This is a genomic window from Brevibacterium sp. K11IcPPYGO002 (assembly GCF_050920635.1).
Taxonomy (GTDB): Bacteria; Actinomycetota; Actinomycetes; order Actinomycetales; family Brevibacteriaceae; genus Brevibacterium.
This window is the reverse complement of record NZ_CP131929.1, coordinates 911,966-938,546: the sequence shown is the minus strand read 5'-3', so window position 1 is coordinate 938,546 and position 26,581 is coordinate 911,966. Positions and strand designations below refer to the sequence as shown.

Here is a 26,581-nt window from a genome sequence, read left to right as displayed (position 1 = left end):
AATTTCGGCATACCCCCGCCACTACGCTGATTGCGGCCCCGGGAGTGGTTGCTCCTCCCCGGGCAGACCGCCTCCCGCACAATCCCCTGGGAGCCCGGTCTCCACATCCCCACAGTGAGCAGGAGATCCTCGACGTGCGCACTTCAGCAGATATCGGTCAGCTCGGAACCGGAGACCACCCCTCGCTCGCAATCTTCGACCGCGGACCGGTCCCGGCCCCGCGCACACTCATCGACATCTTCACCGAGACCGTGCGCGCCCACCCCGATGCCACTGCCATCGATTCCGCCGATGCCGCCCTGAGCTACCGGCAGCTCGCCGAGGCGGCCGACCAGTTGGCCCAGCGCCTGCACCGGTGCGGGATCACCCGTGGTGATCGGGTCGGCATCCGCGTTCCCTCGGGAACCGCTGACCTCTATATCGCCGTGCTCGGAATCCTCACCGCCGGATGCGCCTACGTCCCCGTCGACTGGGACGACTCCGAAGAGCGCGCGGCCACCGTCTTCGACGAGGCCGCAGTCGCCGCCGTGATCGGAGAGAAGCTGAGCATCGTCCCCACTGCCGAACCGGCCCCCGCCGCCTCGGCACCCGCCGGACCGCCCGGCCTCGCCGACGATGCGTGGATCATCTTCACCTCGGGCTCGACGGGCAAGCCCAAGGGTGTGGCGATCACCCACCGTTCGGCCGCGGCTCTCGTCGACTCCGAACATTCCCTCTACCTCGCCTCCGACCCTCTCGGTCCGGCCGACCGGGTCATGGCCGGGCTGTCCGTGGCCTTCGACGCCTCCTGTGAGGAGATGTGGCTGGCCTGGCGCAACGGTGCCGTGCTCGTGCCCGCACCCCGAGACATCGTGCGTTCCGGCCCCGACCTCGGCGACTGGCTGACCGCACAGCGCATCACGGCGGTCTCGACCGTGCCGACGCTGGCTTCGCTCTGGCCTGCCGAGACACTCGAACACGTGCGTCTGCTCATCTTCGGCGGGGAGGCCTGCCCGGCCGAGCTCATCGCCCGCCTCCACGAACCGTGGCGGGAGGTGTGGAACTCCTACGGCCCCACCGAGGCGACCGTGATCGTCAGCGCCGCCCTCCTCGTGCCCGGGGACATTGTGCGCATCGGCCGGCCCATCGACGGGTGGGAGCTCACCGTCGTCGATCCCGACACCGAACATCCGGTGGGGTGGGGCGAATCCGGAGAGCTCGTCGTCGGCGGCGTCGGCCTCGGCCGCTACCTCGATGCCGAGAAGGACGCCGAGAAATACGCTCCCCTGCCGGCGCTCGGCTGGGATCGGGCCTACCGCACCGGCGACCTCGTCCGTGCCGAGACAGACGGCCTCCTCTTCGAGGGCCGGATCGACGACCAGGTCAAGCTCGGCGGCAAACGCATCGAACTCGGCGAGGTCGACACGTATCTCGCCGCAATCCCCGGAGCCAACACCGGAGCCGCGGCCGTGCAGAAGACGAGCGGCGGCTCCGACGTCCTCGTCGGCTATTTCACCGAGACCGAACCCGGCAGCATCGACATCGACGCCGCCCGAGCGGAACTGACCCAGAAGCTCTCGGCCGGAGTCGTCCCGGTCCTCACCGTCCTCGACGAGATGCCGATGAAGAGCTCCGGCAAGGTCGATCGCAAGGCGCTGCCGTGGCCGCTGTCGACTCCCGAGACCGAGGCGACCGGGCTGAGCCCCGATCAGCAGTGGCTGCGAGAACTGTGGGTCGAACAGCTGGGGCCGATCGCCATCGATGCGGAGACGAACTTCTTCGAGGTCGGCGGCGGTTCCGTCCAAGTCGCCCGTCTCGTCGCACGCATCCGCCGCAGCCACCCGAGCGCCTCGATCGCTCAGCTCTACGCCCATCCCACCTTGGCTCAGATGTCCGACTACATCGGCACGCTGTCGTCCTCCCAAGCCAGGAATCCGATGCCCGGACGGCTGCCGGTGGGTCCGAAGATCTTCCAGATCGCCTTCCTGACCGGCATCTACGCTCTCAACGCCGTCCGCTATATCGTCGCCACGGTCACCGTCGTCTGGGCCCTCTACTTCTTCCTCGCCGCCGCGTGGGTTCCACCCGTGCCGTTTCTGCCCGTCGCCGCCGCCTGGTTCCTCATCTTCTCCCCCATCGGACGCATCGGCCAGGCCGTCATCGTCGCCCGAGTGCTCACCGTCGGCCTGCGGCCGGGACGTTATCGCCGAGGCGGCTGGACGCATGTGCGCCTGTGGGCCGCCGATCGCTTCTTCGTCTTCCTCCGCCTCGAGCACCTGGCCGGCACCCGCCTGAACACCCTCGTCCACCGTCTGCTCGGAAATTCCGTCGGCACCGGCGCGTACCTTGCCAACCAGCCGCCCGTGTCCGGGCTCGCCCGGATCGGCGACTGCGCCGTCGTCGAGCGCGATGCCGACCTGCGCGGCTATCGCGTCGTCGGTGACACCGTCCACATCGGCCCCGTCACCATCGGCGATTCCACCCGGATCGGCACCCGCGCGGCCATCGAGCCCGGGGTCACAGTCGGCTGTCGCAGCGAGGTCCAAGCAGGCTCCCTCGTCGACATCGACATCGACGCCGATGAATCCTGGGGCGGTTCGCCGCTGGAGTTCCTCGCCGAGGCGGGGCTGAGCTGGCCCGAACAGAACCAGTTGAGCTCGTACGACGCCACCGCTTGGTCGACGGCGACACGGATCCTCGCCGAATCCGCCGGCATCATGCTCATCGGCCTGCTGCCGCTGCTGGCGTTCGTTCCCGGAATCGCCATCGTCCTCCCCCAGGTCATCGGGATCGGCGATTTCCCGACCGTGGCGACGACGCTGGCCGCCTGGGTGCCGCTGACCGCCGTGCTCACGGCGCTGACCTGGCTGACGCTCGTCACCATCACCGTGCGGGCGCTGGCCCACTACGTTCAGCCCGGCTACTACCGCCAGGATTCGGCCACAGGCTGGGCAGTGTGGCTGACTCAGACCCTGCTGGACCGGACCCTGATCTCGGCGTATCCGGTCTACGCGTCGATCGCCACTCCCCTCTTCCTGCGCTGCCTCGGTGCTCGCGTCGGCAAGGACACGGAGATCTCCACGCTCGAGACCATCCCCCACCTGACCTGGATCCAGGACCGGTCGTTCATCGCCGACCATGCCCTCATCAACGCCCCGCGTCACTATCGGGGCTGGATCCACATCGGCACGACCGTCGTCGGGCGGGGGACCTTCGTCGGCAACTCGGCGATCGTCGGTGCCGATATCGATCTGCCGCCGGACTCCCTCGTCGCCGTCCTCGGTTCGAGCCCGGTCAAGGCCGCCGTCGGCACCTCGTGGATCGGCGGGACCGCGCAGGCGATTCCCCGCTCCCGCAATGATTCCCAGTCGGCACGCACCTACCGGCCGTCGACGGCCGTGAAATGGGCCCGGGGCGCGGTGGAGAGCGGACGGTTCATCCCCTTCATCCTCACGAACTGGATCGAACTGGGACTCGTCGCCGCCCTCAACGCCATCTATATGAGCACTCTCTTCGCCACGGGCTCCCCAGCGCAGGGGCTGATCATGGCCACACTGTGGGCGTTCCCGCTGACCCTGGGCGCCGGCATCGCCTCCGTGCTCATCGCCGTCGCCGCCAAATGGGTGCTGGTCGGGAGGTTCACGGCCCGGGAGCGCCCGCTGTTCAGCAGCTTCGTCTGGCGCAATGAGCTCGCCGATGTGTTCGCCGAATCCCTGGCCGTGGCGTCGCTGATCAAGATCGCCATCGGTTCCCCGCTGGTCGTCTGGTACGTCCGGATGATGGGGGCGCGCGTCGGCCGGGACGTCTGGCTGGAGACCTGGTGGCTGCCGGAGTTCGATATCATCGACATCGCCGACCGTGCGAGCGTCAACCGCGGCACCGTCCTCCAGACGCATCTCTTCCATGACCGAGTGATGTCCCTTGTTCCCACCCGCCTCGAATCCGGAGCCACCCTCGGCGTCAACAGCTTCATCCTCCCCGGGGCCGTCGTGGGCGACCGCACCGTCGTCGGCGATGGATCCCTCGTCCTCCGAGACGAAGAGCTGCCTGCCGACTCCCATTGACAGGGCAATCCCGTCGAACCGATCACGAAGGGAGTTCCGGCATGACCGGCACCACCACCGATCGTCCGATGCCCGGGCCCAGGCGGCCGCGTGAGATCTGGACCGGGCGGTCCGAAGTGTGGCTGTCCGAAGTCTCCTCCGACCCGGCCGAACCGATGCGCAATGTCGCCGGCGGAGGACTGCGGACGTCGAACCGGATGCTCACGAACGTCGTCGACCGCGAACGACGCCGCAGACGCGCCCGGTCCTCGGGAGTCGATGCCGCACGCGGATTCGCACTGATCGGCATGTTCGCCATCCACATGCTGCCCGCCGCACGCGAGGACGGGACGCCGACCCTGGTCTGGCAGCTGCTGGCGGGGAACTCCGCGGCTCTCTTCGCCGTGCTCGCCGGAGTCTCGCTGGCGTTCAACAGCGGTGCCGAACAACCTTTCACCGGGACGAAGATGAACCGCTCACGGGCAAACGTCGCAATCCGCGGCCTCCTCCTCATCAGCCTCGGAGTCGGCCTCAACCAGATCGGTCTGGCAGCTTTCGACATCCTCCCCTACTTCGGAGTGATGTTCCTGCTGGCCATCCCCCTGCTGCCGCTGCGAGCCCGGACGCTGCTCATCATCGGCGCCGTCATGATCGTCGTCCTGCCGCTGGTCCGCTTCCTCATCCATCGTCAGGTCGACGGATTCGGCTGGCATCCGAACCCGACTCTCGCAACGATCATCAGCGCTCCGGTCGACGTGCTCTCCTCTCTGCTCATCACCGGTGCCTATCCGGGCCTGACGTGGTTCGCTCTCGTCTGCATCGGCATGGGCATCGGACGTCTGCAACTGCACTTCACGACTCCACGGATGCTCATCATCGTCGCCGGTGGAGCGGCGATGCTGTTCGCGATCGCCGTCACGAGGCTCCTGGTCTACCTCAACCGCTTCGGCGGATACACGATCGTGCGCACCTCCTTCCCCGGCAAGACGACCGACGAGGTCGATGACTTCCTCGTCTACGGGCCCACCGGCCCCCTGCCCACCGCGTCGCCGGGCTGGCTGATCTCGGGCGGACCGCACACGAATACCCCGTTCGCCTTCCTCATCGGAGTCGGCTTCGCCATGGCAGCCATCGGCACCTGCATCCTCATCGCCCGTCGCAGCAATCTGCTGCGGCCGCTCGTCATGATCGTCCGGATTCCGATGTCCCTCTACGTCAGCCACCTCATCCTCCTGACCATGTCACCCGACGACTTCGGAGCGTTCCGCCTCTTCATCGTCCAGTGTCTCTTCGCCTTCCTGTTCACGGCTGTGTGGCTGCGCTTCTTCAAGCGCGGCCCCGTCGAAGCCGTCATCACAGCAGTCACCCGCGCCCTGACGAAGCTGCTGGGATTCGGCGCATCACCAGGCAGCTCCGTGGCCAGGGCCTGAGATGGCGACCGGCGGGGCACCGACGACCGGCGCCTACCGGTGGAGAGATCGTCGGCTGCCGCCGCACACCCGGGTGCTCATCTGCCCCACCGAGGCGGCAGGTGCCTCAGGTGCCGTCGGACTGCTGCTCACCCTGCTCTCCCGGGAGTTCTCCACCCCGATCGATGACCTCGTCTGGCACCGCCCGAGCGTCGCCACCGTGCGGACCGGCTCGGACCGGCTCTTCACATCCATCTCCCGCACCGACGGCTGTGTTGCCGTGGCCGTCAGTCGCCGCCGCATCGGAATCGACATCGAAGCGACCCAGACACAGGAGCAGAGCCGCGACCTGCTGACTCTCTTCCATCCGCGCGATCAGGCAGCCGCGAACCGAGTGGACGGGGCAGCTCGCAGGAGGCGCGTGACGACGATCTGGACCCGCATCGAATCCGTCCTCAAGCTCCGCGGCACAGGGCTGAGAGTCGACCCCGGAACGGTGAGGGTCGGCCCGGGCCCCGGCGCGCTGAGAGGCCGCCGCATCCGCACGGTCTCTGCGGTCGCAGCGCTGTCCGCGACGGCCGAGTATTCGGTCTCGCTGGCTTGGGATCGATCCCGCAGGGCTTCCCACTCCTCTTGAAATCCCCACCGACTGGAGTAGGTTGAAGATGAGTTCGATGACCCGCCCACGTCGTGGTGGTGCCGGGTGAAAGGAGAGCACGATGACGAACAATCCGACGATTCAGGAACTCAGCCACGAGGACAGGGCTTTCCCACCCCCGGCGGAATTCGCCGCGAATGCGAATGCGAAGGCCGACGAGTACGACAAGGCCGCGGCCGACCGGATCGGCTACTGGGCCGAGCAGGCACAGCGCATCAGCTGGGAGACCCCCTTCGACACGGTCCTCGACTGGTCGGAGAAGCCCTTCGCGAAGTGGTTCACCGGCGGCAAGCTCAATGCCGCCTACAACTGCGTCGACCGCCACGTCGAGAACGGCCTCGGCGATCGCGTGGCCTACTACTTCGAAGGCGAATCCGGCGACACCCGCACCATCACCTACTCCGATCTGCTGCGCGAGGTCTCGAAGACCGCGAATGCGCTCACCGAACTCGGGGTGGGGACCGGCGACCGCGTCGCGATCTACATGCCGATGATCCCCGAGACGGTGTTCGCCATGCTCGCCTGCGCCCGCCTCGGCGCCCCGCACACGGTCATCTTCGGCGGCTTCTCCGCCTCGGCGATCGCCGATCGCGTCAAGGACTGCGGAGTCGAGTTCGTCATCACCGCCGACGGCGGCTATCGCAAGGGCAAGCCCTCGGGCCTCAAGTCCGTCGTCGACGAGGCGATGGACGACTGCCCCGAGGTGCGCAATGTCCTCGTCGTCCGCCGCACCGGCCAGGACGTGGACTGGAATGACGACCGTGATCTGTGGTGGCACGAGGTCGTCGATCGACAGCCGGAGACCCACACCGCGGAGGCCTTCGACGCCGAGCATCCGCTCTACATCATGTATTCCTCGGGCACGACCGGAAAACCCAAGGGCATCATGCACACCACCGGCGGCTACCTCGTCGGGACCTCGTTCACGCATTGGGCGGTCTTCGACATCAAACCGGAGACGGACGTCTATTGGACGGCCGCGGACATCGGCTGGGTGACCGGCCACTCGTATATCGTCTACGGTCCGCTGGCCAATGGGGCCACCTCGGTGCTCTATGAGGGAACCCCGGACACCCCGCACCGGGGACGGTGGTGGGAGATCGTGCAGAAGTACAAGGTCTCCATCCTCTACTGCGCCCCCACGGCCATCCGGTCGTTCATGAAATGGGGTCGCGACATCCCCGCCCAGTACGACCTGTCCAGCCTGCGACTGCTCGGCAGCGTCGGTGAGCCGATCAACCCCGAAGCATGGATGTGGTACCGCGAACACATCGGCGGGAATAGCTGCCCCGTCGTCGACACCTGGTGGCAGACGGAGAACGGCAGCATCCTCATCAGTCCCCTGCCGGGCGTGACCGAGACGAAGCCGGGATCGGCGATGCGCCCGCTGCCCGGCATCGTCGCCGACGTCTACGACGACCAAGGCAATTCCGTCGAACCCGGAAACGGCGGCTACCTCGTCATCAAAGAACCGTGGCCGTCGATGCTGCGCACCCTGTGGGGCGATGAGGAACGGTTCAAGAAGACCTACTGGTCGCAGTACCCGGACGTGTACTTCGCCGGAGACGGGGCGAAGATCGACCGCGACGGCGACTTCTGGGTCCTCGGCCGCGTCGACGACGTCCTCAACGTCTCCGGGCACCGGATGTCGACCGCGGAGATCGAGTCCGCCCTCGTCGCCCACCCGAAGGTCGCCGAGGCGGCCGTGGTCGGGGCGAGAGACGAGATGACCGGTCAGGCGATCGAGGCATTCGTAATCCTCAGGGAGAGCGCGGACGACGGCGGGGACGATGTCGTGGGTGAGCTGCGAGGTCATGTGCGGTCCTCGATCGGCCCGATCGCGACTCCGCGCTCGATCATGATCGTGCCCGATCTGCCGAAGACCCGGTCGGGCAAGATCATGCGTCGACTGCTCAAGGACGTGGCCGAGAATCGCGAGGTCGGCGATGTCACGACTCTCGCGGACTCCTCGGTGATGGACCTCATCCAGAAGGGGATGAAGGAGAGCTGACCGCCCCGGGAGACCGGCGATTGACGAACCCGCCCTTGCGTGACCTACAGCACACTGATGTACTGTTGAGTAACATCTCGTGGGACCCGCTTGGGCGGGTTCGCTTCGAGACCGACGGCACTGACACCTAACTGCAAGGACGCATCGACATGACGCGTGGAACGACGATCGCCGGCAGCCGCATCCTCATCACCGGGGCCGGAAGTGGAATCGGTCGGCTCATGGCTCTCGAAGCCGCTGACCGCGGGGCCGCCGAGGTCATCATCTGGGACCTCTCGACTGAGAGCGGTGAGACTGTCCGCCAGGAGGTCGAAGCCAAGGGTGTTCGCGCCCGCGCCTTCTCCGTCAATGTCGGAGACTCCGCTCAGGTCGCCTCCACCGCTCAGGACGTCGGCGACATCGACATCCTCGTCAACTGCGCCGGTGTCGTCACCGGCAAGAAGCTCCTCGACGCCGACGAGGCCGCGATCCGACGCACCTTCGACGTCAACACTCTGGCCCTGTACTGGACGACGAAGGCGTTCCTGCCCGGCATTCGGGCACGCAACCACGGCTCGATCGTCACCATCGCCAGCGCTGCCGGGCTGACCGGCGTGGCCAAGCAGACCGACTACTCGGCGAGCAAATGGGCCGCTGTCGGCTTCACCGAGTCGCTGCGCGGCGAGCTGCGCACAGACGGCAGCCGAGTCAACACCCTCGTCGTCTGCCCGTTCTACATCAACACGGGGATGTTCGCCGGCGTCCAGACGAAGTTCCCCCGTCTGCTGCCGATCCTCGAAGAGAACAACGTGTCCACCCAGGTCATCGACTCGATCGAATCCGGTCGTGAGCAGCTGGTCATGCCCTCACTCGTCCGGTTGGTCCCGGGCGCCCGTCTCCTGCCGACCCGCGCGTTCGACAGGGTCATGGACTTCCTCGGCGTCAACCAGACGATGGACCACTTCACCGGTCGGACCGGCAACGGCAGCTTCCGCAGCCGTCGTGCGGCACGCAGACGCCAGCCGGCAGGAGTCTGAGGCAGACTCACCCGGTGCGTCCCCGCCGCTCCCGCGCTTCGGGTCCACAATGGGATCAGGAAGACACGGGAAGGAGCCACCATGGCGATGACCGATCTCGTCCTCGAGGGCGGCGGGGCGAAGCTGCCGGGACTGGTCGGCGCAGTCGAAGCCCTTGCCGACGGCGGCTATGACTTCCACCGGATCGCCGGCACCTCGGCCGGGGCCATCGTCGGCGCGCTGACCGCGGCGGGCATCGGCCCGCAGACGCTGCGAGAGAGGGTCCTCGAACAGGATTTCACCGAATTCGAGGACCTGTCTCCTGCGTTCCGCCTCGTCCCCTGGCTGGGCAGAGTGCAGGGACTGCTGGTGCACAAGGGGATGTATGTGGGGCAGGCGCTCCACGATTTCCTCGCTTCGGCATTGGCCGATCAGGGAGTGCGCACGTGGGGTGACCTCAAGCTCGAGGATCCGAACAGCGCGGCCGGCCCGGAGCGGTCGTATCGACTCGTCGTCATCGTCTCCGACGTCTCCCGCGGCCGTATGCTCCGCCTGCCCTGGGACTACGACGAGGCCCTCGGCGTCGATGCGGACAGTCAGTCCGTCGCCGAGGCGGTGTGTGCGTCGGCGGCCAGCCCGTTCTTCTTCCGCCCGCGGGCTCTGCCTGCCCAACCGAGTGTTGCCGGCGGGGACTCCGTGCTCGGTGCCGACGGCGGTCTGCTCTCGAACTTTCCCGTCGACGTCTTCGACCGCAAGGATGCGTTTCCGGCACGGTGGCCGACCTTCGGTGTGATGCTCTCGGCCCGGCAGACAGCGGCCGCGGAATGGCGGCCCAACGCGACGACGTACCAATACGCGAAGTCCGTGCTGTCGACGATGATCAACGCCCACGACCGGCGGCACATCGATGACCCCTCGGTGACCGAGAGGACGGTGTTCGTCGACACCACCGGACACAGCAGCACGGACTTCGCCCTCACTGACGATGACAAGCTCGACCTCATCTCGTCGGGCCGAATGGCCGGAGAGAAGTTTCTGGCCCAGTGGGACTGGCAGGAGTGGAAGGACCGTTTTGACCGGAAATGATCCTGACCCCCATGGCCTGCGACCGAACGACGTGTCAGAATGAGGGCCCGACCCTGATTGCGAGTGAAGGAGAGATCATGAGCGAGTTCGACGCGGATGCAGCAGACCGGCTGGAAGACGACCCCATCCTCGATGATCCCGAACTCGACGAACCGACGGCCGATGAGTTGGATGATCCCGAACTCAGCGCCGCCGAGGCCGAGGCCGACCAGGTCGACGCCGACTCCGACATCGATTCAGACATCGATGACGAACCCGGCGACGCCCCCGTCGAACCCGGCGCGGAGGGACCCGAAGGGACCGGCATCGAAGGCGCCGACGATGTGCTCGTCGACGACGCCGGCTGGGAAGACGAGAACGAGGCCCCCGACCTCTCGGACGAGTTCGACACCGATCAGTCGCCCGCAGCGGAACAGGGAAACCGCGTCGGCGACGAGATGGTCTCCGACGGCGATGACGACTTCGAGGTCGCCGAGCTCGACGGGGATGACCTCGATGTCGATGCCCTGGCCGATGACGGGACCGAGCAGGTCTCGGTCATCGACGGCATGCCCGAAGTCATCGACGACTCGTATCAGGAGGACTGAGGCCGGTTCAGGTCGGAGAACGCCTGGTAGGACAGCACACTCGTGATCTCCGCCGGCTCATCGCCATCGAGGACGGCGAGCGACCGCATCGCTTCCGACATCGCCGCCCGGTAGAGCAGTGATCCGGTGCTGATCCGCCCGACCCCTGCCTCGGCGAGTGTCGACCCTGGATATCGCGTACTGGCCAGCACATTCACCGGGACCCGGCTGTGGCCGGTGATCGCCTCAACCGTTGTGAGGTCGAGGTCCCCTGGGACGAAGATGCCATCGGCACCGGCAGCGGTATAGGCGTCGATGCGGCAGGTGACCTCGCCGAGGCTGTCCCGGCCGAGCCAGAATGTATCGATCCGAGCGTTGACGAACAGAGCGGGGAAGGCTTCCTTGATCGCCGTCACCTTGGCCGCGAGGACTCCGGGCTCGCTCATCCGCCCCTGTCGTGAGTCCTGGATGTTGATGCCGTCGATGATGAGGCCAACCTCGGGGTCGGCGGCGAATGATTCGCGTACGACGCCGACGACGGATTCGGGACCGTCACCATATCCGTCTTCGAAATCGCAGGTCAGCGGCAGTTCGGGAACTGCTGCGCGGACGGCGGCGACGAGACGTGCGGTAGCCGACAGAGTTTCCCGGTCCTCGTCGGCGGCGCCGATGCCCGCCGCGACTCCCAGACTTGTGGTCCCGATGGCCGCATGCCCCGCCTCGGCGAAGAGCTGAGCACTGGCCACGTCCCACGCACAGGGCAGGATGAACGGGTCGCCCGGTGTGTGCAGGTCGCGGAAGGCTGTCACTGTGTCAGTCAGAGCCGATCCTTTCGTGCCGCGAGCACCCAGTCGAGGTGTTCACGCCCTTCCGGGGCGATCTTCAGCGCCCGCGAGTTCGGCCGTCTGACAATCCACTCACGGTCGAAGAACGTCCGGCAGATGTCGTCGCCTAAGACCCCGCCGAGGTGCGAGCGCCGTTCCGTCCAATCGAGGCACCGGCGCACCATCGGGCGTGGGGATGACGAGCGTTGACCGACGACCACGCCGAACGCCTCGGCGAGGCCGGTCCGGCCTTCTGCGGTCACGGTCATGGACTCACCGATCCATTCTCGCTGCATCAGGGCGGAGAAGAGCTGAGTGCCGAGCCGGCCTGCGATGTGCCTGTAGCAGGTTCGTGCCTCGAGCAGCTGACGGTCGCGGGTCTTCGCCGCCAAGGACGGTGCGGCGGCCACATGATCTCCGGCGAGAGCCCCCGTGTGTTCCAACCAGTCCGCAATGTCGGTCGAGGCGATCTGGACGTAGCGGTGCTTGCCCTGACGTCGTTCGGTGAGGACCTCGTGGTCGACGAGGATGCTGACGTGGTCGGACAACGACGACATCGGAATCGACAGGGCGCGGGAGAGTTCGGTGAGCGTCCACGCCCGCCCGTCGAGAAGGCTGGCACAGATCATCACGCGCGTGGGGTCGGCGATGGCCGATGCCAGGGCGGCGATATTCGGTGCGGACTCAGGGAATCTCCTCGTCATGTCCTCATCGTAGGGCTGTGTCGTTTCGTGATTCCCGAAATGTCCCGGCTTCGCGTTCTGCCGCCCAGCCTGGACTGCACCACGCATGGCCTAAGGTTGAGGGCGGGAGTTTCCGTCCGAGGTGAGGGGGCATGCGTGGCCGAATTGACAGAGGGCACCGAGGCGGCCGACCGACTCGAATCCGCACTGACCGGCCGAATCGATTCGTCCACCCTCGACGAGATCGCAGCACTTGCCCGGCAGGTGCCGCGTGCCGAGATCGGCCGCCTCGTCCATACTTCGACGCCGCTGCAGTCCGCGATGCTCTTCCGGGTGCTGACGAAGGAAGAGGCCCTCGATGTCTTCGAGGATCTGCCTCCGGCGTACCAGGCCGAACTCATCGGCAACCTCCGCGAACCCGAGGTTGCCGACATCGTCGACGGCCTCGACCCCGATGACCGGGCCGAACTCTTCGGAGAGCTGCCCGCCGGAGTCGCCAGTCGTCTGATGAAGGGGCTGACCCCGGACGAGCGGGCGATGACCTCGGCCGTCCTCGGCTACCCGAAGTCCGCGATCGGCCGCTACATGTCGCCGGAGGTCCTCGGCATCCACGAGGATTGGACGGCGGCTCAGGCGATGGAGGTCGTGCGCGCCCGCATCGACGGACCCGAGACCGTCTATCTCCTGCCCGTCGTCGGACCCGGCCGGGTGCTGCGCGGAGTCGTGTCCCTGCGCAACCTCATCGCCGTCGACGAGGACACGATCATCGAGGACATGGTCCGCGACTCGATCAGCACACATGCGCTGACCGACCGTGAGGAGGCCGCTCGCGAGTTCCTCTCCCACCGGCTCATCGCGATGCCGGTGACCGACCAGGAAGACCGCCTCGTCGGCATCCTCACCATGGATGACGTCCTCGACATCATCGACGAGGAGGACGCCGAGGATATCGCCCGCGGTTCCGGCACGGAACCGTTGGATCGCTCCTACCTGTCCTCGACCATCATGCGACTGGTCAAGAGCCGCATCGTGTGGCTGCTCGTCCTCGCCGTGTCTGCGATCCTCACCGTCCAGGTCCTCGAAGTCTATGAGGACCGGCTCGATCAGGTCGTCGTCCTCGCCCTCTTCATTCCCCTGCTCACCGGCACCGGCGGCAACACCGGCAACCAGGCGGCCACCACCGTCACCCGGGCCCTGGCTGTCGGAGAGGTGCGCATCCGAGATCTCGGCCGCGTGATCTGGCGAGAGCTGCGCGTCGGGGCGCTGTTGGGTGCGGTTCTCGGCGTTCTCGGTTTCTGCGTCGCCGGCCTCGTCTACGGCTGGGCGATCGGCCTGGTCATCGGGCTGACGCTGCTGTCGGTGTGCATGATGGCCGCAACAGTGGGCGGACTGATGCCGATCATCGCGAAGAAGGTCGGGGCCGACCCCGCGGTGTTCTCCAACCCATTCATCTCCACGTTCTGCGATGCCACGGGTCTCATCCTCTACTTCACGATCGCCACCGCAGTCCTCGGCCTGAGCTGATGACGCCTGCTGGGCCACGGTCTCAGCCCGACCAAGCCTCCCACAATCGCGCGTAGCGACCGCCTGCGGCAACGAGGTCGTGGTGGGTGCCTTCCTCGACGACGCGTCCGTGCTCCATGACGAGGATCCGATCGGCCTTCTCGGCCTGGCTGAGCCGGTGCGCGACGATGAGCGCACCACGGCCGGCAAGGGCCGCCTCGGCGGAGGATTCGAGGGCATGGGCTCCGGCCGATCCCGCCTCGGCGGTGGCTTCGTCGAGGATCGCGAAGTCCGGGTCGGCGAGGACGAGACGGGCCAGAGCGAGCGTCTGCTCCTGGACCGCAGACAGACGGACCCCGCCCTCCCCGATCTGCGTGTCGAGGCCGTTGGGCAGGGATCGCGCCCAGCCCGCACCGACCGTGGTCAGGGCCGTGCTGACCTCGTCATCGGTCGCATCCGGACTCGGCAGGGAGACGTTGTCGCGCAGGCTGCCGGAGAAGGTGTGGACCTCCTGCGCGACCATGGCGATGTGCCGGCGCAGCACGGATTCGTCCAGCGATCCCACATCCACCTCATTCGCCGAGGCGGCCCCGCCGTCGGTCAGCCGTGCCCGTCCGTGACCGGGAGCGGAGAGTCCCGCGGCGATCTTCGCCAGCGTCGTCTTCCCGGCACCGGTGGTGCCGACGACGGCAACGTGCTCACCAGGGGCGATGCTCAGGTTCACGCCGCGCAGCACGTGATTGTCCGTATCCGGGTCCGCGTCGTAGGAGAACCACAGATCCTCGAGCACGAGCCACGGGGCGGCGGGAGCGGCCCGGGTCGATCGGCTCGGCGCGGTGGCTGCCTCGTCGATGACTCCGACCATGCGGGTCAGGGAAGCCCCGGCCGACTGGACCTGGTCGAAGAGCCCGACGAGGGCACCGATGGGGTTGAAGAGACGGTGGAAGACCAGAGCCGCCGTGGTCACGGCTCCGGCAGTGGACTCGCCGAACCAGACGAGGGCGAAACCGGCGATGAGCAGCAGGGAGAGCACGACCGCCTCGGCGCGATTGTTGCGGCCGAAGGCGCGGGTGAGGAACCGGAAGACGTCGATCGACAGATCGCGGGCGTGCGCGGAAGCGGAGTCGATGCGACGCATCTCTCCGGCCTCGGCGCGGTAGGCGCGCAGGGTCGCACCCCCGGTGAGCCCGCCGAGCAGACGCCCGGCACGCCGGCCGAAGGCTGCGCGTTCCTCCTTGTAGATGGGTTCCGACCGGGGCAGATACCAGCGCAGGGTGAGCCAGTACATCGGCACGGCGACGAGCCCGGTGAGCCCGAGGCGCCAGTCGATGGCGGCCAGACCTGCGGCGGAGACGATGACGACGAGAAGGGATTCGACGACGAGCGGCAGCACTTGGCCGGCGGCCTCACCGATCTTCCGGGAGTCGTCGGCGACGCGGGAGACGAGGTCTCCGGTGCCGGTGACCTCGATCCGCTGGGACTCGAGGGATAGCGCCGAGTCGACGACTTCGGTGCGCAGTTCGGCGACGACAGGCATGGCGATGCGGGCGAGCGCCCACGCACCGATCCACGTTCCCGCGGCCATGACGTTGCCGGCGATCGCGACGGCGACGGCGCACGTCCAGACGAGTTCGGGACCGGCTCCGGCGGGGAGTTCGTCGACGAGGCGGCCGATCGCCCACGGCCCGACGAGGCCGGCCCCGGCATTGGCCGAACCGGCGATGACGAGGAGGACGATCCAGCCGGCTCTGCGGCGCAGCAGCGGAGCCAGATGAGCGAAAGAGCGACGTCGGGAGGCGATCGTCAGGGTGGTCTGCGTCGGCGTCGTCATCGGGTCACCGCGTCTCTGTAGGCGTCGGCGCCGTCCGCGTCTGCCTCGAGCAGGTCGGCATGAGAACCGATGAGCAGCGGGCCGGACGTCGGACGATAGACGACGGTGTCGGCGGCGGCGAGGAAGGCCGGTGAGGAGGTGAGGATGATCGTGGCTCGATCCCGTGTCCGGCGGCGCAGTCGACAGAGTCCGTGGGCGATCTTCGCCTCGGTGACGGCGTCGACGGCGGTAGTGGGTTCGACGAGGACGAGGATCTCGGGGTCGGCGTTCAGCGCGCGAGCCAGTGCGACGCGCTGGCGCTGACCGCCGGAGAGATTCCCGCCGAGCTCCTGGATCCGGTAGTCGAGTCCCCCGTCGACGAGGTCGAGCAGTTCGTCGGCTCCCGAGGCGGTGAGTACCTCGGCCGAGACCGGCGGGTGATCGGTTGCGCAGTCGACTGCGCGGTCGTCGGTGTCTGAACGGTCGTCGGCGACGACCATGGTGATGTTCGATCCGATGGTGCCTTCGAACAGGTCGACGTCGTGGGGTGCGACGAGCATCCGGGCGGGGCCGAGGGTCCGGGCATGGGAGGTCAGCGCCGACAGCAGTACCGCTGCGTCCTCGGCATCCTCGGAGACGATGCAGGTCAGTGTGCCGCTGGCGGTGGTGAGTTCGCCGGCATCGCCGTTCGTCGGCCATCCGGTGATGGTGATTCCGGATTCGGTGGTGGTGACGCTCGGGCGGTTGTCGGCGGTGTTTCGGGTAGTGGTGGCCGCCTCGGTGATGGTCTCCGTTCCATCGCGGGCGTCGTTTGGAGCGTCGATGTCGCCGAGCAGGCGGGCGATCCGTTCGGCGGCGCCGTGGGATTGGGCGAAGAGGCCGACGATCTCGGCGAGTGCGCGCATGGGTTCGGTGAGGAAGGCGGTCATGCCGAGGATGCCGATCAGCGCCCCGACGCTCATCTGGCCGTCGATGAGACGCAGACCCGCGACGATGAGGACGATCGCCAGCACCGCGGACATCACGAGCGCACCGAGCCCAGCCAGGCGACCGGTCCTCTCACCTGTGGCGATGCCGGCTTCGGCGGCCGCATCGGAGGTGGCGCGGTAACGACGCACCGCCCACGGCTCCCCTCCCATCGCCTTGACCACGCGCAGTCCGTGCATGAGGTCGGACGCCGAGCGTCCCGCGGAGGCGACGGCGTCGAGCTGGGCGGTGGCCTTCGCGGACACCGAGCGGCCGGGCAGAGCGACGATGATGAGTCCGATGGGCACGGCGACGAGGACGACGAGTCCGGTCACGGGGTCGGCGATGAGCAGGAAGACCGCCGCGGTGATCATGCCCAGCACCGAGGCGATGCCGCGGCCGGCCTGCTGGAAGGACGTGGCAGCGGTGTCGGCATCGGCGGAGGCGATCGAGAGCACCTCCCCCGATGTCCGGTCGGGTGGCAGGTGTGATGCGGTCAGGGCGGCGTGGGTGATCTCGACGCGCAGGGCATGGGCTTCGTGTTCGCGGGCGGCGTTGCACAGGCGCGCGCCGAAGCGGTAGCCGAGGCTGAGGATCGTGAAGAGGAGACCGAGGCCGAGGACCGAGACGATGAGTCCGGGCATCGAGAGCGGGATGATCGCGCGGTCGACGATGATGCCGATCGCCACCGGGACGAGGGCTTCACAGACCTGCCACAGTGAGAGCGTGGCGGCGCCGCCGAGCAAGGGGCGAATACGCCGGCGGGCGGATCGGCGCAGCAGCTGCGCCCCGGTTTCAGGGGTCTTCGGCACAAAGGCTACCCTAACAAATTCGGTGAGGAGCCGGCTCGGATGAACAGCCGACTGCCAGGGCGGGCCCCTAGGATGACCTCATGACTTCTCCGATCGACTACGGCATTCCCGATCTCACAGGGCGCACGGCCCTCATCAGCGGCGCGAACAGCGGACTCGGCCGGGTCGCCGCACGCGTGCTGGCGGGGCGGGGCGCTCATGTCGTCCTGGCCGTGCGCAACCGCGCCAAGGGTGAAGCCGCCGCAGAGACGATGCCCGGCAGCACCGAGGTGCGCGACCTCGACCTCGCCGACCTGTCCTCGGTGCGCGACTTCGCGGCGGAATTCACCGCACCGATCGATCTCCTCATCAACAATGCCGGGATCATGATCCCTCCCCTGTTCCGGACCGCCGATGGATTCGAATCGCAGTTCGGGACGAACCACCTCGGCCATTTCGCCCTGACGAACCTGCTCCTGCCGCAGGTGCGTGAGCGCATCGTCACCGTCTCCTCCATCGCCCACCGGTTCGGCACGATCGACTTCGACGACCTCCAGTGGAGGCGGCGACCGTATCGACCGATGGCCGCCTATGGCCAGTCGAAGCTGGCGAACCTGCTCTTCGTCTCCGAACTCCAGCGCCGATTGTCCGAACGGTCGTCACCGGTGATCGCGACGGCAGCCCACCCGGGAATGGCGGCGACGAACCTCTTCTCCTCCAGCGATGACGGCTCCTTGGACGCCCGAGTCAGCCGCGCGTTCACCCGGGTGGTCGCCCAGAGCGAGCAGAACGGGGCCCGGCCGATCCTCTGCGCCGCTGTCGCCGACCTGCCCGGAGACAGCTACATCGGACCGACCGGTCCGTTCGAGATCCGCGGAAAACCGGGGTTGGCATCTCGTTCGGCGAAGTCCACCGACACCGAGGTGGCCCGGCGACTGTGGACGGTGTCCGAAGAGCTCGCCGGGGTCGGATTCCCGGAATTGTGAGGACTGCCGATGCTTACGATGACGAGGGTGGAGCCATGACGATTCTGCGCAACGTACACATCATCGACGGCGACGCCGCCGGGGATCCTGTCGACATCGACTTCGGTGACACGACCACGTCGATCCGCCCGGCCGAGGGCGGGACAGGGGCGGTCGCGGAGAGGTACGTCCTGCCCGGTCTCATCGACACCCATGTGCACCTGAAATCACGGGCGCCGCTCGTCGACGCGCTTCGCTCGGGACTGACGACGCTCGTCGATCTCGGAACGCATCCGGACTCGCTAGTCGACGAGTTCCGGTCCGACCGCGGAATCCCGGCGATCATCAGCGCGGGATCGGCCGCCTCGGCGCCGGGAAGCACACAGATCGAGGTGATGGGATTCCCCGTCGAATCCGGTGTCACCGGGCCCGAGGATGCCGTCCGGTTCCTCGACTGGCGGGAGGCCGGTGGGGCCGATCTCATCAAGATCATCATCGAGGACCCGGACGCCACCGAGGTGCCCGCGCTCGACGTCGAAACGCTGCGGGCGCTCGTCGACGGAGCCCGCGGCCGGGGGCTGCTCACCGTCGCGCATGCGGTCACACCGGGGGCGTACGATCGCGGCCTCGCGGCCGGCGTCAATGTGCTCACACACGTCCCTTTCGGGGCACGGCTGAGCGAGGCGACGATCTCTCGGATCGTCACCACGGGCACCATCGTCTCCCCCACCTTGGTGATGATGCGTGCGATCGCCGAGGCCCGCCTCGGCGATCATGCCGATTCCGCGTTCGCGCTCGCTGTGTCGAATGTGCGCGCCCTGCATGCGGCGGGAGCGCGGATCATTGCGGGCACCGATGCGAATGAGACGCCGTTCGCGCCCGTGCCCCACGGGGCGTCGCTGCACGATGAACTCGGGTACCTCATCGAGGCAGGGATGACCGTCGCCGAGGCGATCCGGTCGGCCACGTCGGGGGCCGCCGTTGCGCTCGGACTGGACGATCGGGGCCGGATCGTCGACGGTGCCCGTGCGGATCTGCTGGTCTTCGAGACCGATCCGCGGGATGACGTGGGGGTTCTGCGCGCCCCTGCTGAGGTGTGGGTCGGCGGAGCGCTGGTCAGCGGCTGACCGGTTGCACCGGTTGACCGTGCCCGGGGCAGTTCAGCGGAAGGCCTGCTGGCCGGTGATGTGGCGGCCGAGGATGAGCGTGTGGACCTCGTCCGTGCCTTCGTAGGTGCGCACGGACTCGAGGTTGTTCGCGTGCCGCAACGGTGAGTATTCGAGTGTGATGCCGTTGCCGCCGAGCATCGTCCGGGCCTCCCGGCAGATGGCGATGGCTTCGCGGCAGTTATTCAGTTTGCCGACGGAGATCTGCACGGGGTCGAGGGTGCCGGCATCCTTGAGGCGTCCGGTCTGGATGGCCAGGAGCGTGCCCTTCTGGATCTCGAGGGCCATATTCACCAGCTTCTCCTGAGTGATCTGATAGGCGGTGAGCGGCTTGTCGAACTGGAGTCGGTTCTGTGCGTAGTCGAGAGCGACTTCGAAGGAGTCGCGGGCAGCGCCCATGGCGCCCCACATGATTCCGTACCGGGCCTCGTTGAGGCAGGAGAACGGACCCTTCAGGCCCGTGACCTCGGGCAGGACCGCCTCGGCGGGCAATTCCACGTCTTCCAGGTCGATATCGCACTGGATGGAGGCCCGCATCGACAGCTTCTGCGTGATCGGGGTGGCGGTGAAACCGGGGGTGCCGGTGGGCACGAGGAAGCCGCGGATACCGTCGTCGGTGGCGGCCCAGATGACGGCGATATCGGCGATCGAGGCCAGACCGATCCACCGTTTGGCGCCGTTGAGGGTCCACGATCCGTCAGCATTGCGGGTGGCGGTGGTGGCCATGGAGGCCGGGTCGGATCCGGCGGTGGGTTCGGTCAGTCCGAAGCAGCCGATCATCTCTCCTTTGGCCATTCCGGGCAGGTAGCGGTTCTTCTGCTCTTCGGATCCGAATTTGTGGATGGCCGACATCGCCAGCGATCCCTGCACGGAGACGAAGGTGCGCAGTCCCGAGTCACCGGCCTCGAGTTCGAGGGCGGCGAGACCGTATTCGACGGCGGAACGTCCCGGGCAGCCGTACCCCTGCAGATGCATGCCGAGGAGGCCGAGCTCGCCCATCTCGGCCACGATCTCGGTCGGGAAGGTTGCGCTTTCGTACCAGTCGGCGATGTTCGGGCGGATCCGATCATCGACGAAGGTCCGGACCTTCGCGCGCAGGGCCAGCTCATCGGCGGTGAGGAGTCCGGCGAGGTTGAGCAGGTCGGAGGGGTCAGCGGTGGTGTCTGGGGCGGTGTCTGCGGTGGCTGTGGTCATGAGGGTCTCCTGGGGCGTCGGGGTCGTCTTCAAGAGTGCCATCGGAATTACTCAGAGTCCAAGAGGTAATATCGAGGTGATTATTTGCAAATAGTTATCAATCTGGGCGGTAGGGGTAGGTCATGGAGTTCAGGCAGGTCACGGCGTTCCTCGCCGTCGCCGAGGAGCTGCATTTCGGGCGGGCCGCGGAACGTCTGCACATCGCGCAGCCCGCACTCAGCCAGATGATCCGCGCGCTCGAACGAGACCTCGACGTCGATCTGTTCGAGCGGACGACCCGGCGGGTCCGACTGACGCCGGCGGGTGAGGCGCTGCTCGAACCCGCCGCTGCGATCGGGACTCAGGTGGACGGTGCCCGGCGCATCGCCCGGGCCGCACAGCAGGGTCTGGCGGGCCGGGTGCGCATCGGATTCGGCGGCACGAGCGGCTACTCCATCCTCTCCAGACTGGCCCGCGAGGTCGGCGAACGGCACCCTGGCATCAGCCTCGACCTGCAGCCGCAGATGTACTGCGGGGAGGCCGCGATCGCGCTGCGCGACGGGGAGACGGATCTCGCGATCATCAGCCCGCCGGTGCCGGCCGGTGTCGAGGTCCACGTCATCCGACAGGAGAGCGTCATGATCGCCATGCCCTCGGGGCATGAGCTGGCCGAGCGCCAGTCGGTGAGCATGGGCGAACTCGCCGGTCAGCCGTTCATCTCCTATGCCCCATCGCACGGATCTCAGGTCAGAGAGGTGATGATGCGGCTGGCCGATAACGCCGGTTTCCTGCCACAAGTCGTCCAGGAGGCACCGGATCCCTACAGCCTGCTGGCGCTCGTCGGCGCGCAGGTCGGCATGGCCGTCGTCGTCGAGTCCTCGGATCACATCCGCATCGACGGGGTGCGCTATGTCCGCCTCGCCGAGGGCGGGGATTCCTTCACTCTCGCCCTCGGCTGGCGCCGGAACAATCCGTCCGAGGCGCTGGCGAGGGTGCTCGACATCATCCGCACCCTCTTCCCCTCCCCTCTTGCTACCTGACGGCGGCCCAGCAACTTCGCGCGAGGTTGCTGGGCCGCCGTCAGGTAGTTCGAGGAGCGCGAAGTCAGCGCGGAAACGAGTGAGAGACTGTGGAGATGGTGCGTTCGCCCGATCTTTCGGACTACGCCGCAAAAATGCGGCGGTTGGCTCAAACAGGTGTCGACCTCGATGTCGACGCCCGGTTCATCGATATGCTCGCGCCCCGCGGGGCGACGATCCTTGATATCGGCTGCGGGATCGGCAGCGCAGTCGCGGCACTGCGCACGGCCGGGCACCGGACATTCGGCATCGACCCGACGCCTGAGGTCCTGCAGGTAGCGACTGACCTATTCGACGCTGCTTGGTTCCGGCAGCTGTCAGCGACAGACCTGTCACCTGGAACGATGACAGATCATCGGCTACCGAAGAACTTCGATCTCATTCTCATGTCAGGTAACGTGCCGGCTTTTCTGACCCGGGCGGAGCTCTCAAGGGCATTCGCCGCCGCAGACGAGCTGCTGGCGCCAGGCGGTCGCCTCGTTGTCGGAACAACGACCCATCGACGAGGCGACCCTGCCGATCTCGATCACTGCGCGGCCGGAACATCACTGAGACTTGGGCATCGTTATGGAGACTGGCACCTCGGCGCATTCGATTCCGAATCACCGTGGTCAGTCAGCATCTATTTGGCCCAAGGTAACCGCCGCACAGCCGACGGTCCCGACGGCATTCACGTATTACCGCCCGAATAGCCCTTATTACTACCTGACGGGGGCCCAGCAACCTCGCGCGAGGTTGCTGGGCCGCCGTCGGGTAGTCCTGGAAGCGCAAAGTTGGTGCGGAACGAGAGAGACTGCGGGTATGGATCTTTCAACCAGCACTGCCGTTCGGCTAGCCGCAACGCGCGGTGCCTCTTCCTCTCACAGCGACGCCGTCGACGCGCAGACAGGTTGAGACCATGAATGTCCACACCCGAATCGCCGTAATCGGAGACGTCGGCGGCCATTTCGGGCCGCTCGCCCATCTCCTGGGAGAGCTCGGTGTGCGGTTCGGATCCGCGATCGAGTGGCCGCAGGACCTCCATGTCGTCCAAGTGGGCGACCTGGTCCACCGTGGCCCCGCATCCGCTGAGGTCGTCGGCCTCGTCGCCGACCTTCTGGAACGAGGCGTGTGGACTCAGATCGTGGGCAATCACGAGCAGCTCTACGTCGACCGACCAATCTTCGGGTGGAATGAAACCATCGACGAGGCCGCCCAGACGCAGCTGCGGGATTGGTGGGCAGATGGTCGTCTCAGACCGGCGGCGGCCGTCATCGACGACTCAGGCGAGGAGTGGCTGATCACCCATGCCGGCCTGACGGCTGGCTTCTGGCGCCATGGGCTCGGAGCCCCCGACAGCGCCGAAGCGACGGTGGCGGCGTTGAAGGAAGCCGCCGACGATGGAGCGCTCTGGCATCCCGGGACGATGCTCCTCGGTGTCGATGACGACAACGCCGGTCCGGTATGGGCAGCCGCCGGGACGGAAGTTTATCCTTCCTGGCCGCGGCTCGGGACCGAAATGCCGTTCAATCAGATCCATGGCCATTCGAGTGCGTTCGATTGGAACCGCAGCCGGTGGTCGGCCGAATCCTGGATCCAACAGCAGATCAGACTCGACGTCGATCACCGCCATGCCACTTTCGAACATGCCGGCCGCAGAATCGTCGGAATCGACCCCTGCCACCTCGCCGAGGCGGCCCCGGTCTTTGACCCGTTCATCCTCCACGGGGCAGTGATCAGCTGAGGGCCCCTCTGGAGAGACCTTGCTCTCAGTGCTACCCGACGGCGGCCCAGCAACCTCGCGCGAGGTTGCTGGGCCGCCGTCGGGTAGTAATTACCAGGAGATGACTTGGGGGACGCTGATGTGTTTGAGCCCCTCGAGACCGAATTCGAGACCGAAGCCGGACTTCTTCACCCCACCGAAGGGCACGCGGGGATCGACGGCACCGTGCTTGTTGATCCACGTGGTCCCCGCCTCGAGGCGAGCCGCGACCTGCCGGCAGACGTCGAGATCCGTGCCCCACACCGAGGACCCGAGACCGACTTCGAGTTCGTTGGCCCACTCAATGGCCTGGTCGAGGTCGGTGTACTTGATGATCGGCAGCACCGGCCCGAACTGCTCCTCGGCCACCAGCGGATTGTCGTTGTCGATGTCAGCGACCAGAGTCGTCGGGTAGAAGTAGCCGGGCTGGTCGGCGACGGGGTCGCCTCCCAGGAGCACGCGGGCTCCCCCGTCCTTGGCCGCGTCGACGAGACGAGCGACGATGTCGTACTGCTGCCTGTTCTGCAACGGACCGAGGACGTTCTCCTCGTCCAAGCCCACGCCCATCGGAGACTGTCCGGCCACCTCGACGAGGGCCTGGCACACCTGGTCGTACAGGGATTCGGGCACGTAGAGCCGCTTCATCGCCGCACATGTCTGTCCGGTGTTGATGAACGCGCCCCAGAACAGGTCTCCCGCGATCTGGGCGGGATCGGCATCCTCGAGGACGATGCCTGCGTCATTGCCGCCGAGTTCGAGAGTGATGCGGGCGAGGTTGTCGGCGGCGGTGCGCATGATCGCCTGTCCGGTCTTCGTCGACCCGGTGAACATGATCGTGTCGACGTCTGCGTGGCTGGTCAGAGCGGCACCGACCGCTCCGTCTCCGGGAACGACTGCGAGCACATCCGCCGGCAGCACCTGGTTGACCACGGCCACGAGCGCCTGCACGGACAGCGGCGTGTACTCCGAGGGCTTGAGGACGACGGTGTTGCCCATCTTCAGTGAGGGCGCGAACTGCCAGACGGAGATCATCATCGGCCAGTTCCAGGGCCCGACGGCTCCGACGACGCCGACGGGACGGTAGTGGAGTTCGGCGTGGGTCTCACCGTCATCGACGAGAACGTCGGGTTCGAGCTCGAAAGCAGCGTTCGCACGCAGCCAGGCCGCGCACGCACCGACTTCGAAACGCGCGTTGGGTCCATTGAGCGGTTTGCCCTGCTCGCGGGAGAGCAGTTCGGCCAGCGCCTCGGCGGAGGCTTCGATCGCATCGGCGGCTTTGCCCAGCAGGTCGCTGCGCTCCTGGGAGGTGCGCGCGGCCCACGCCGACTGGGCCTTGCGTGCGGCGGCCACGGCAGCGTCGATCTCTGCCGGTGTGCCTTCGTGAGTGCGGCCGACGACCTCGCCGGTGGCGGGATCATGGATCTCGCGTCCGGCGGGGTCGACGATGGCGGCAAGAATTCCAGCGGTGGTGGTCATTTCGGTGGCGGTTGCCTCGGCGGTCATGGTGCTCCTTTGATCGGCGACCGGGTGGTCGGCGGCGGTTGGTGTGGTCATTTTCCGGCGGTGTGTACGGCTGTTTCGGGCGGTCGGAACGCTTACGTCATCCCAGGGAACCACCCGAACCGATTCCTGCATAGAGGTGCGGCGCGGACGAGCGGAGGACGATGGCCCAGATCGTGCCGATGAGCCCGGGGACGAGAACGATGGCCGGCAGCAGCCAGGACAGCACCGAGGTGCCCTCTGCGCCGATGAGGGCATTGAAGTTGATGACGATGGCGACGAACAGGGCGAGCAATCCGACCGCAGACAGGCCGGGGGCGATGACGCGGGTCCACAGCGAATACTCCCCCGACGTCGTGCGCAGGAAGCCGACGACGGCGAGCGCGGTCAGCGCCATGAGCAGGACGAGCCCGAAGGCACCCATGTTCGTCAGCCAGGTGAAGAGGGTGACGACAGGGAACAGCGGGTCATCGCTGCCGGAGCCGACCACGGCGAAGACGAGGATGATGACGAGTGCCAGCGCCGACTGGGTGAGGGAGCCGGCCACCGGCGCGCCGGTGCGTCGTGAGGTCCTGGCCAGCGACTGCGGAAGGACCCGGTCCCGGCCGAGGGCGAAGACGTAGCGGGCGACGATGTTGTGGAAGGCCACGAGTGCGGCCAGCAGCGAGGTGAGGAACAGCAGGTTGCCGAGGTCGACGAACCACACCGGGGCGTGTTCGCCGAGGAAGACGAACATGAGGTCGGGTCCGAATTCCTGGGAGCGGCCGATGACCTGCGAGGCCCCTTCGCCGACGACCATCGCCCAGGCGGAGAACGCATAGAACACCGCGATGATGCTCACCGCGATGACAGTGGCCCGACCGGCCGTGCGACGAGGGTCTTTGACCTCCTCGTTGTAGATGGCTCCGGATTCGAAGCCCATGAAGGCTGCGATCGAGAATGCCAGGGCCGCGCCGACCCCGGGAGCGAAGAGCTGGTCGAACGCGAGCCCGTCGCCGGTGATGCCTTCGGGGCTGTGCGCAAGTCCGATGATGTCGAAGACGATGACGACGAGGAACTCCGCACCGACGATGATGCCGAGCACCTTCGCGGAGAAGTCGACGCGGAGGACTCCCATGATGCCGACGATGACCCAGGCGATGAGGGCGCAGACCCACCAGGACCAGGAGACGCCGAAGAGGGTGTCGAGGAAGGAGGAGAAGACGAAGCCGAACATCCCGGCGATGCCGATCTGCATGGCGTTGTAGGCCACCAGTGCGGTCATCGCCGCACCCATCCCGGCGGGCTTGCCCAACCCCTTCGAGATGTAGGCGAAGAAGGCGCCGGCGTTGTGGACGTGGCGGCTCATCGCGGCATAGCCGATCGCGAAGAGGATGAGGACGATTCCGAGGACGACGAAGGACAGCGGAATCCCGACCAGACCGGTGACGGCGAAGTTGCTGGGTACGCCGCCGGCGACGACGGTCAACGGCGCCGAGGCGGCGATGATCATGAAGACGAGCGCGGGGATTCCGATGCGGCGGGCATCGAGTGAGGCCGCGGCCGCGGATGCGTGCCCGACCTCCGTGGAATTCCGCTCGGCGGCATTGCCGAGCGGGGAACCCAGGCCGCCATTGGCCGGGTCCGAACTGAG

20 protein-coding genes are annotated in these 26,581 nt (G+C 67.1%); 13 read left to right on the top strand and 7 right to left on the bottom strand.

What is annotated here, in order from left to right; all coding sequences use genetic code 11:
* Positions 1-134: 134 nt before the first annotated feature.
* The 7 genes from QYM46_RS04125 to QYM46_RS04095 all read left to right on the top strand — a co-directional run bounded on the left by QYM46_RS04125 (position 135) and on the right by QYM46_RS04095 (position 10,768).
* Positions 135-4,043, top strand: coding sequence for a Pls/PosA family non-ribosomal peptide synthetase (locus QYM46_RS04125; protein WP_432790972.1), 3,909 nt, complete (start codon positions 135-137; stop codon positions 4,041-4,043).
* Between the two features lie 41 nt (positions 4,044-4,084).
* A complete protein-coding gene (locus tag QYM46_RS04120) occupies positions 4,085-5,452 on the top strand; it encodes a heparan-alpha-glucosaminide N-acetyltransferase domain-containing protein (RefSeq protein WP_432790971.1) in 1,368 nt (455 codons plus the stop codon).
* A 1-nt stretch (position 5,453) separates the two neighbouring features.
* Positions 5,454-6,068 carry a 4'-phosphopantetheinyl transferase family protein gene (locus tag QYM46_RS04115; protein ID WP_432790970.1) on the top strand — a complete coding sequence of 205 codons (615 nt, stop codon included), beginning with the start codon at positions 5,454-5,456 and terminating at the stop codon, positions 6,066-6,068.
* An 82-nt stretch (positions 6,069-6,150) separates the two neighbouring features.
* Positions 6,151-8,100, top strand: a complete 1,950-nt coding sequence (gene acs, locus QYM46_RS04110) for an acetate--CoA ligase (protein ID WP_432790969.1) — start codon at positions 6,151-6,153, stop codon at positions 8,098-8,100.
* A gap of 149 nt (positions 8,101-8,249) precedes the next feature.
* The gene (locus tag QYM46_RS04105; protein ID WP_432790968.1) at positions 8,250-9,116 is read left to right on the top strand and encodes an SDR family oxidoreductase; all 867 of its coding nucleotides are present in this window, start codon (positions 8,250-8,252) and stop codon (positions 9,114-9,116) included.
* Positions 9,117-9,197: 81 nt separating this feature from the next.
* A complete protein-coding gene (locus QYM46_RS04100) occupies positions 9,198-10,181 on the top strand; it encodes a patatin-like phospholipase family protein (protein WP_432790967.1) in 984 nt (327 codons plus the stop codon).
* Positions 10,182-10,258: 77 nt separating this feature from the next.
* On the top strand, positions 10,259-10,768 hold the full coding sequence (locus QYM46_RS04095; RefSeq protein WP_432790966.1) for a hypothetical protein: 510 nt from the start codon (positions 10,259-10,261) through the stop codon (positions 10,766-10,768).
* On the opposite strand, the gene QYM46_RS04090 is transcribed toward QYM46_RS04095, so the two are convergent.
* Positions 10,756-11,556, bottom strand: a complete 801-nt coding sequence (locus tag QYM46_RS04090) for an isocitrate lyase/PEP mutase family protein (RefSeq protein ID WP_432790965.1) — start codon at positions 11,554-11,556, stop codon at positions 10,756-10,758. The genes QYM46_RS04095 and QYM46_RS04090 overlap by 13 nt on opposite strands.
* An 8-nt stretch (positions 11,557-11,564) precedes the next feature.
* Positions 11,565-12,275, bottom strand: coding sequence for an ArsR/SmtB family transcription factor (locus QYM46_RS04085; protein ID WP_169251431.1), 711 nt, complete (start codon positions 12,273-12,275; stop codon positions 11,565-11,567).
* 135 nt (positions 12,276-12,410) lie between these two features.
* Here QYM46_RS04085 and mgtE point away from each other — a divergent pair, with 135 nt between their 5' ends.
* Positions 12,411-13,778, top strand: a complete 1,368-nt coding sequence (gene mgtE / locus QYM46_RS04080; RefSeq protein ID WP_169251430.1) for a magnesium transporter — start codon at positions 12,411-12,413, stop codon at positions 13,776-13,778.
* A 22-nt stretch (positions 13,779-13,800) separates the two neighbouring features.
* On the opposite strand, the gene QYM46_RS04075 is transcribed toward mgtE, so the two are convergent.
* Together QYM46_RS04075 and QYM46_RS04070 are read right to left on the bottom strand one after the other, a co-directional pair.
* Positions 13,801-15,588: an ABC transporter ATP-binding protein gene (locus tag QYM46_RS04075; RefSeq protein ID WP_432790964.1), complete on the bottom strand. Its 1,788-nt coding sequence runs from the start codon at positions 15,586-15,588 to the stop codon at positions 13,801-13,803.
* Positions 15,585-17,345, bottom strand: coding sequence for an ABC transporter transmembrane domain-containing protein (locus QYM46_RS04070; protein WP_432790963.1), 1,761 nt, complete (start codon positions 17,343-17,345; stop codon positions 15,585-15,587). The genes QYM46_RS04075 and QYM46_RS04070 overlap by 4 nt, the downstream gene beginning before the upstream one ends.
* Before the next feature lie 80 nt (positions 17,346-17,425).
* Here QYM46_RS04070 and QYM46_RS04065 point away from each other — a divergent pair, with 80 nt between their 5' ends.
* On the top strand, positions 17,426-18,310 hold the full coding sequence (locus QYM46_RS04065; protein ID WP_432790962.1) for an oxidoreductase: 885 nt from the start codon (positions 17,426-17,428) through the stop codon (positions 18,308-18,310).
* 35 nt (positions 18,311-18,345) lie between these two features.
* Positions 18,346-19,416, top strand: a complete 1,071-nt coding sequence (locus QYM46_RS04060; RefSeq protein ID WP_432790961.1) for an amidohydrolase family protein — start codon at positions 18,346-18,348, stop codon at positions 19,414-19,416.
* Between the two features lie 33 nt (positions 19,417-19,449).
* On the opposite strand, the gene QYM46_RS04055 is transcribed toward QYM46_RS04060, so the two are convergent.
* Entirely contained in the window at positions 19,450-20,649 is a 1,200-nt protein-coding gene (locus QYM46_RS04055) for an acyl-CoA dehydrogenase family protein (protein ID WP_432790960.1), read from the bottom strand.
* Between the two features lie 122 nt (positions 20,650-20,771).
* Between QYM46_RS04055 and QYM46_RS04050 the strand changes: the two genes are divergently transcribed.
* From QYM46_RS04050 to QYM46_RS04040, 3 genes are all read left to right on the top strand, one after another.
* Positions 20,772-21,668, top strand: a complete 897-nt coding sequence (locus tag QYM46_RS04050; protein ID WP_169251424.1) for a LysR family transcriptional regulator — start codon at positions 20,772-20,774, stop codon at positions 21,666-21,668.
* Between the two features lie 95 nt (positions 21,669-21,763).
* Positions 21,764-22,399: a class I SAM-dependent methyltransferase gene (locus QYM46_RS04045; RefSeq protein WP_432790959.1), complete on the top strand. Its 636-nt coding sequence runs from the start codon at positions 21,764-21,766 to the stop codon at positions 22,397-22,399.
* Between the two features lie 206 nt (positions 22,400-22,605).
* Positions 22,606-23,430: a metallophosphoesterase gene (locus QYM46_RS04040; protein WP_169251422.1), complete on the top strand. Its 825-nt coding sequence runs from the start codon at positions 22,606-22,608 to the stop codon at positions 23,428-23,430.
* Between the two features lie 90 nt (positions 23,431-23,520).
* On the opposite strand, the gene QYM46_RS04035 is transcribed toward QYM46_RS04040, so the two are convergent.
* Both QYM46_RS04035 and QYM46_RS04030 read right to left on the bottom strand, forming a co-directional pair.
* The gene (locus QYM46_RS04035) at positions 23,521-24,924 is read right to left on the bottom strand and encodes an aldehyde dehydrogenase family protein (RefSeq protein WP_432791714.1); all 1,404 of its coding nucleotides are present in this window, start codon (positions 24,922-24,924) and stop codon (positions 23,521-23,523) included.
* A 124-nt stretch (positions 24,925-25,048) separates the two neighbouring features.
* Positions 25,049-26,440, bottom strand: a complete 1,392-nt coding sequence (locus tag QYM46_RS04030; protein WP_432791713.1) for an APC family permease — start codon at positions 26,438-26,440, stop codon at positions 25,049-25,051.
* Positions 26,441-26,581: the final 141 nt, after the last annotated feature.

What these genes read in the sequence shown, in the direction of transcription:
- QYM46_RS04065 (WP_432790962.1), top strand. Translation starts at nt 17,426, where the DNA reads ATGACTTCTCCGATCGACTACGGCATTCCCGATCTCACAGGGCGCACG.
- QYM46_RS04050 (WP_169251424.1), top strand. Translation starts at nt 20,772, where the DNA reads ATGGAGTTCAGGCAGGTCACGGCGTTCCTCGCCGTCGCCGAGGAGCTG.
- QYM46_RS04105 (WP_432790968.1), top strand. Translation starts at nt 8,250, where the DNA reads ATGACGCGTGGAACGACGATCGCCGGCAGCCGCATCCTCATCACCGGG.
- QYM46_RS04030 (WP_432791713.1), bottom strand. Translation starts at nt 26,440, where the DNA reads ATGATCATCGCCGCCTCGGCGCCGTTGACCGTCGTCGCCGGCGGCGTA.
- QYM46_RS04055 (WP_432790960.1), bottom strand. Translation starts at nt 20,649, where the DNA reads ATGACCACAGCCACCGCAGACACCGCCCCAGACACCACCGCTGACCCC.
- QYM46_RS04035 (WP_432791714.1), bottom strand. Translation starts at nt 24,924, where the DNA reads ATGACCACCACCGCTGGAATTCTTGCCGCCATCGTCGACCCCGCCGGA.
- QYM46_RS04075 (WP_432790964.1), bottom strand. Translation starts at nt 15,588, where the DNA reads ATGACGACGCCGACGCAGACCACCCTGACGATCGCCTCCCGACGTCGC.
- QYM46_RS04095 (WP_432790966.1), top strand. Translation starts at nt 10,259, where the DNA reads ATGAGCGAGTTCGACGCGGATGCAGCAGACCGGCTGGAAGACGACCCC.
- acs (WP_432790969.1), top strand. Translation starts at nt 6,151, where the DNA reads ATGACGAACAATCCGACGATTCAGGAACTCAGCCACGAGGACAGGGCT.
- QYM46_RS04040 (WP_169251422.1), top strand. Translation starts at nt 22,606, where the DNA reads ATGAATGTCCACACCCGAATCGCCGTAATCGGAGACGTCGGCGGCCAT.
- QYM46_RS04085 (WP_169251431.1), bottom strand. Translation starts at nt 12,275, where the DNA reads ATGACGAGGAGATTCCCTGAGTCCGCACCGAATATCGCCGCCCTGGCA.
- QYM46_RS04115 (WP_432790970.1), top strand. Translation starts at nt 5,454, where the DNA reads ATGGCGACCGGCGGGGCACCGACGACCGGCGCCTACCGGTGGAGAGAT.
- QYM46_RS04060 (WP_432790961.1), top strand. Translation starts at nt 18,346, where the DNA reads ATGACGATTCTGCGCAACGTACACATCATCGACGGCGACGCCGCCGGG.
- QYM46_RS04120 (WP_432790971.1), top strand. Translation starts at nt 4,085, where the DNA reads ATGACCGGCACCACCACCGATCGTCCGATGCCCGGGCCCAGGCGGCCG.
- QYM46_RS04100 (WP_432790967.1), top strand. Translation starts at nt 9,198, where the DNA reads ATGGCGATGACCGATCTCGTCCTCGAGGGCGGCGGGGCGAAGCTGCCG.
- QYM46_RS04045 (WP_432790959.1), top strand. Translation starts at nt 21,764, where the DNA reads ATGGTGCGTTCGCCCGATCTTTCGGACTACGCCGCAAAAATGCGGCGG.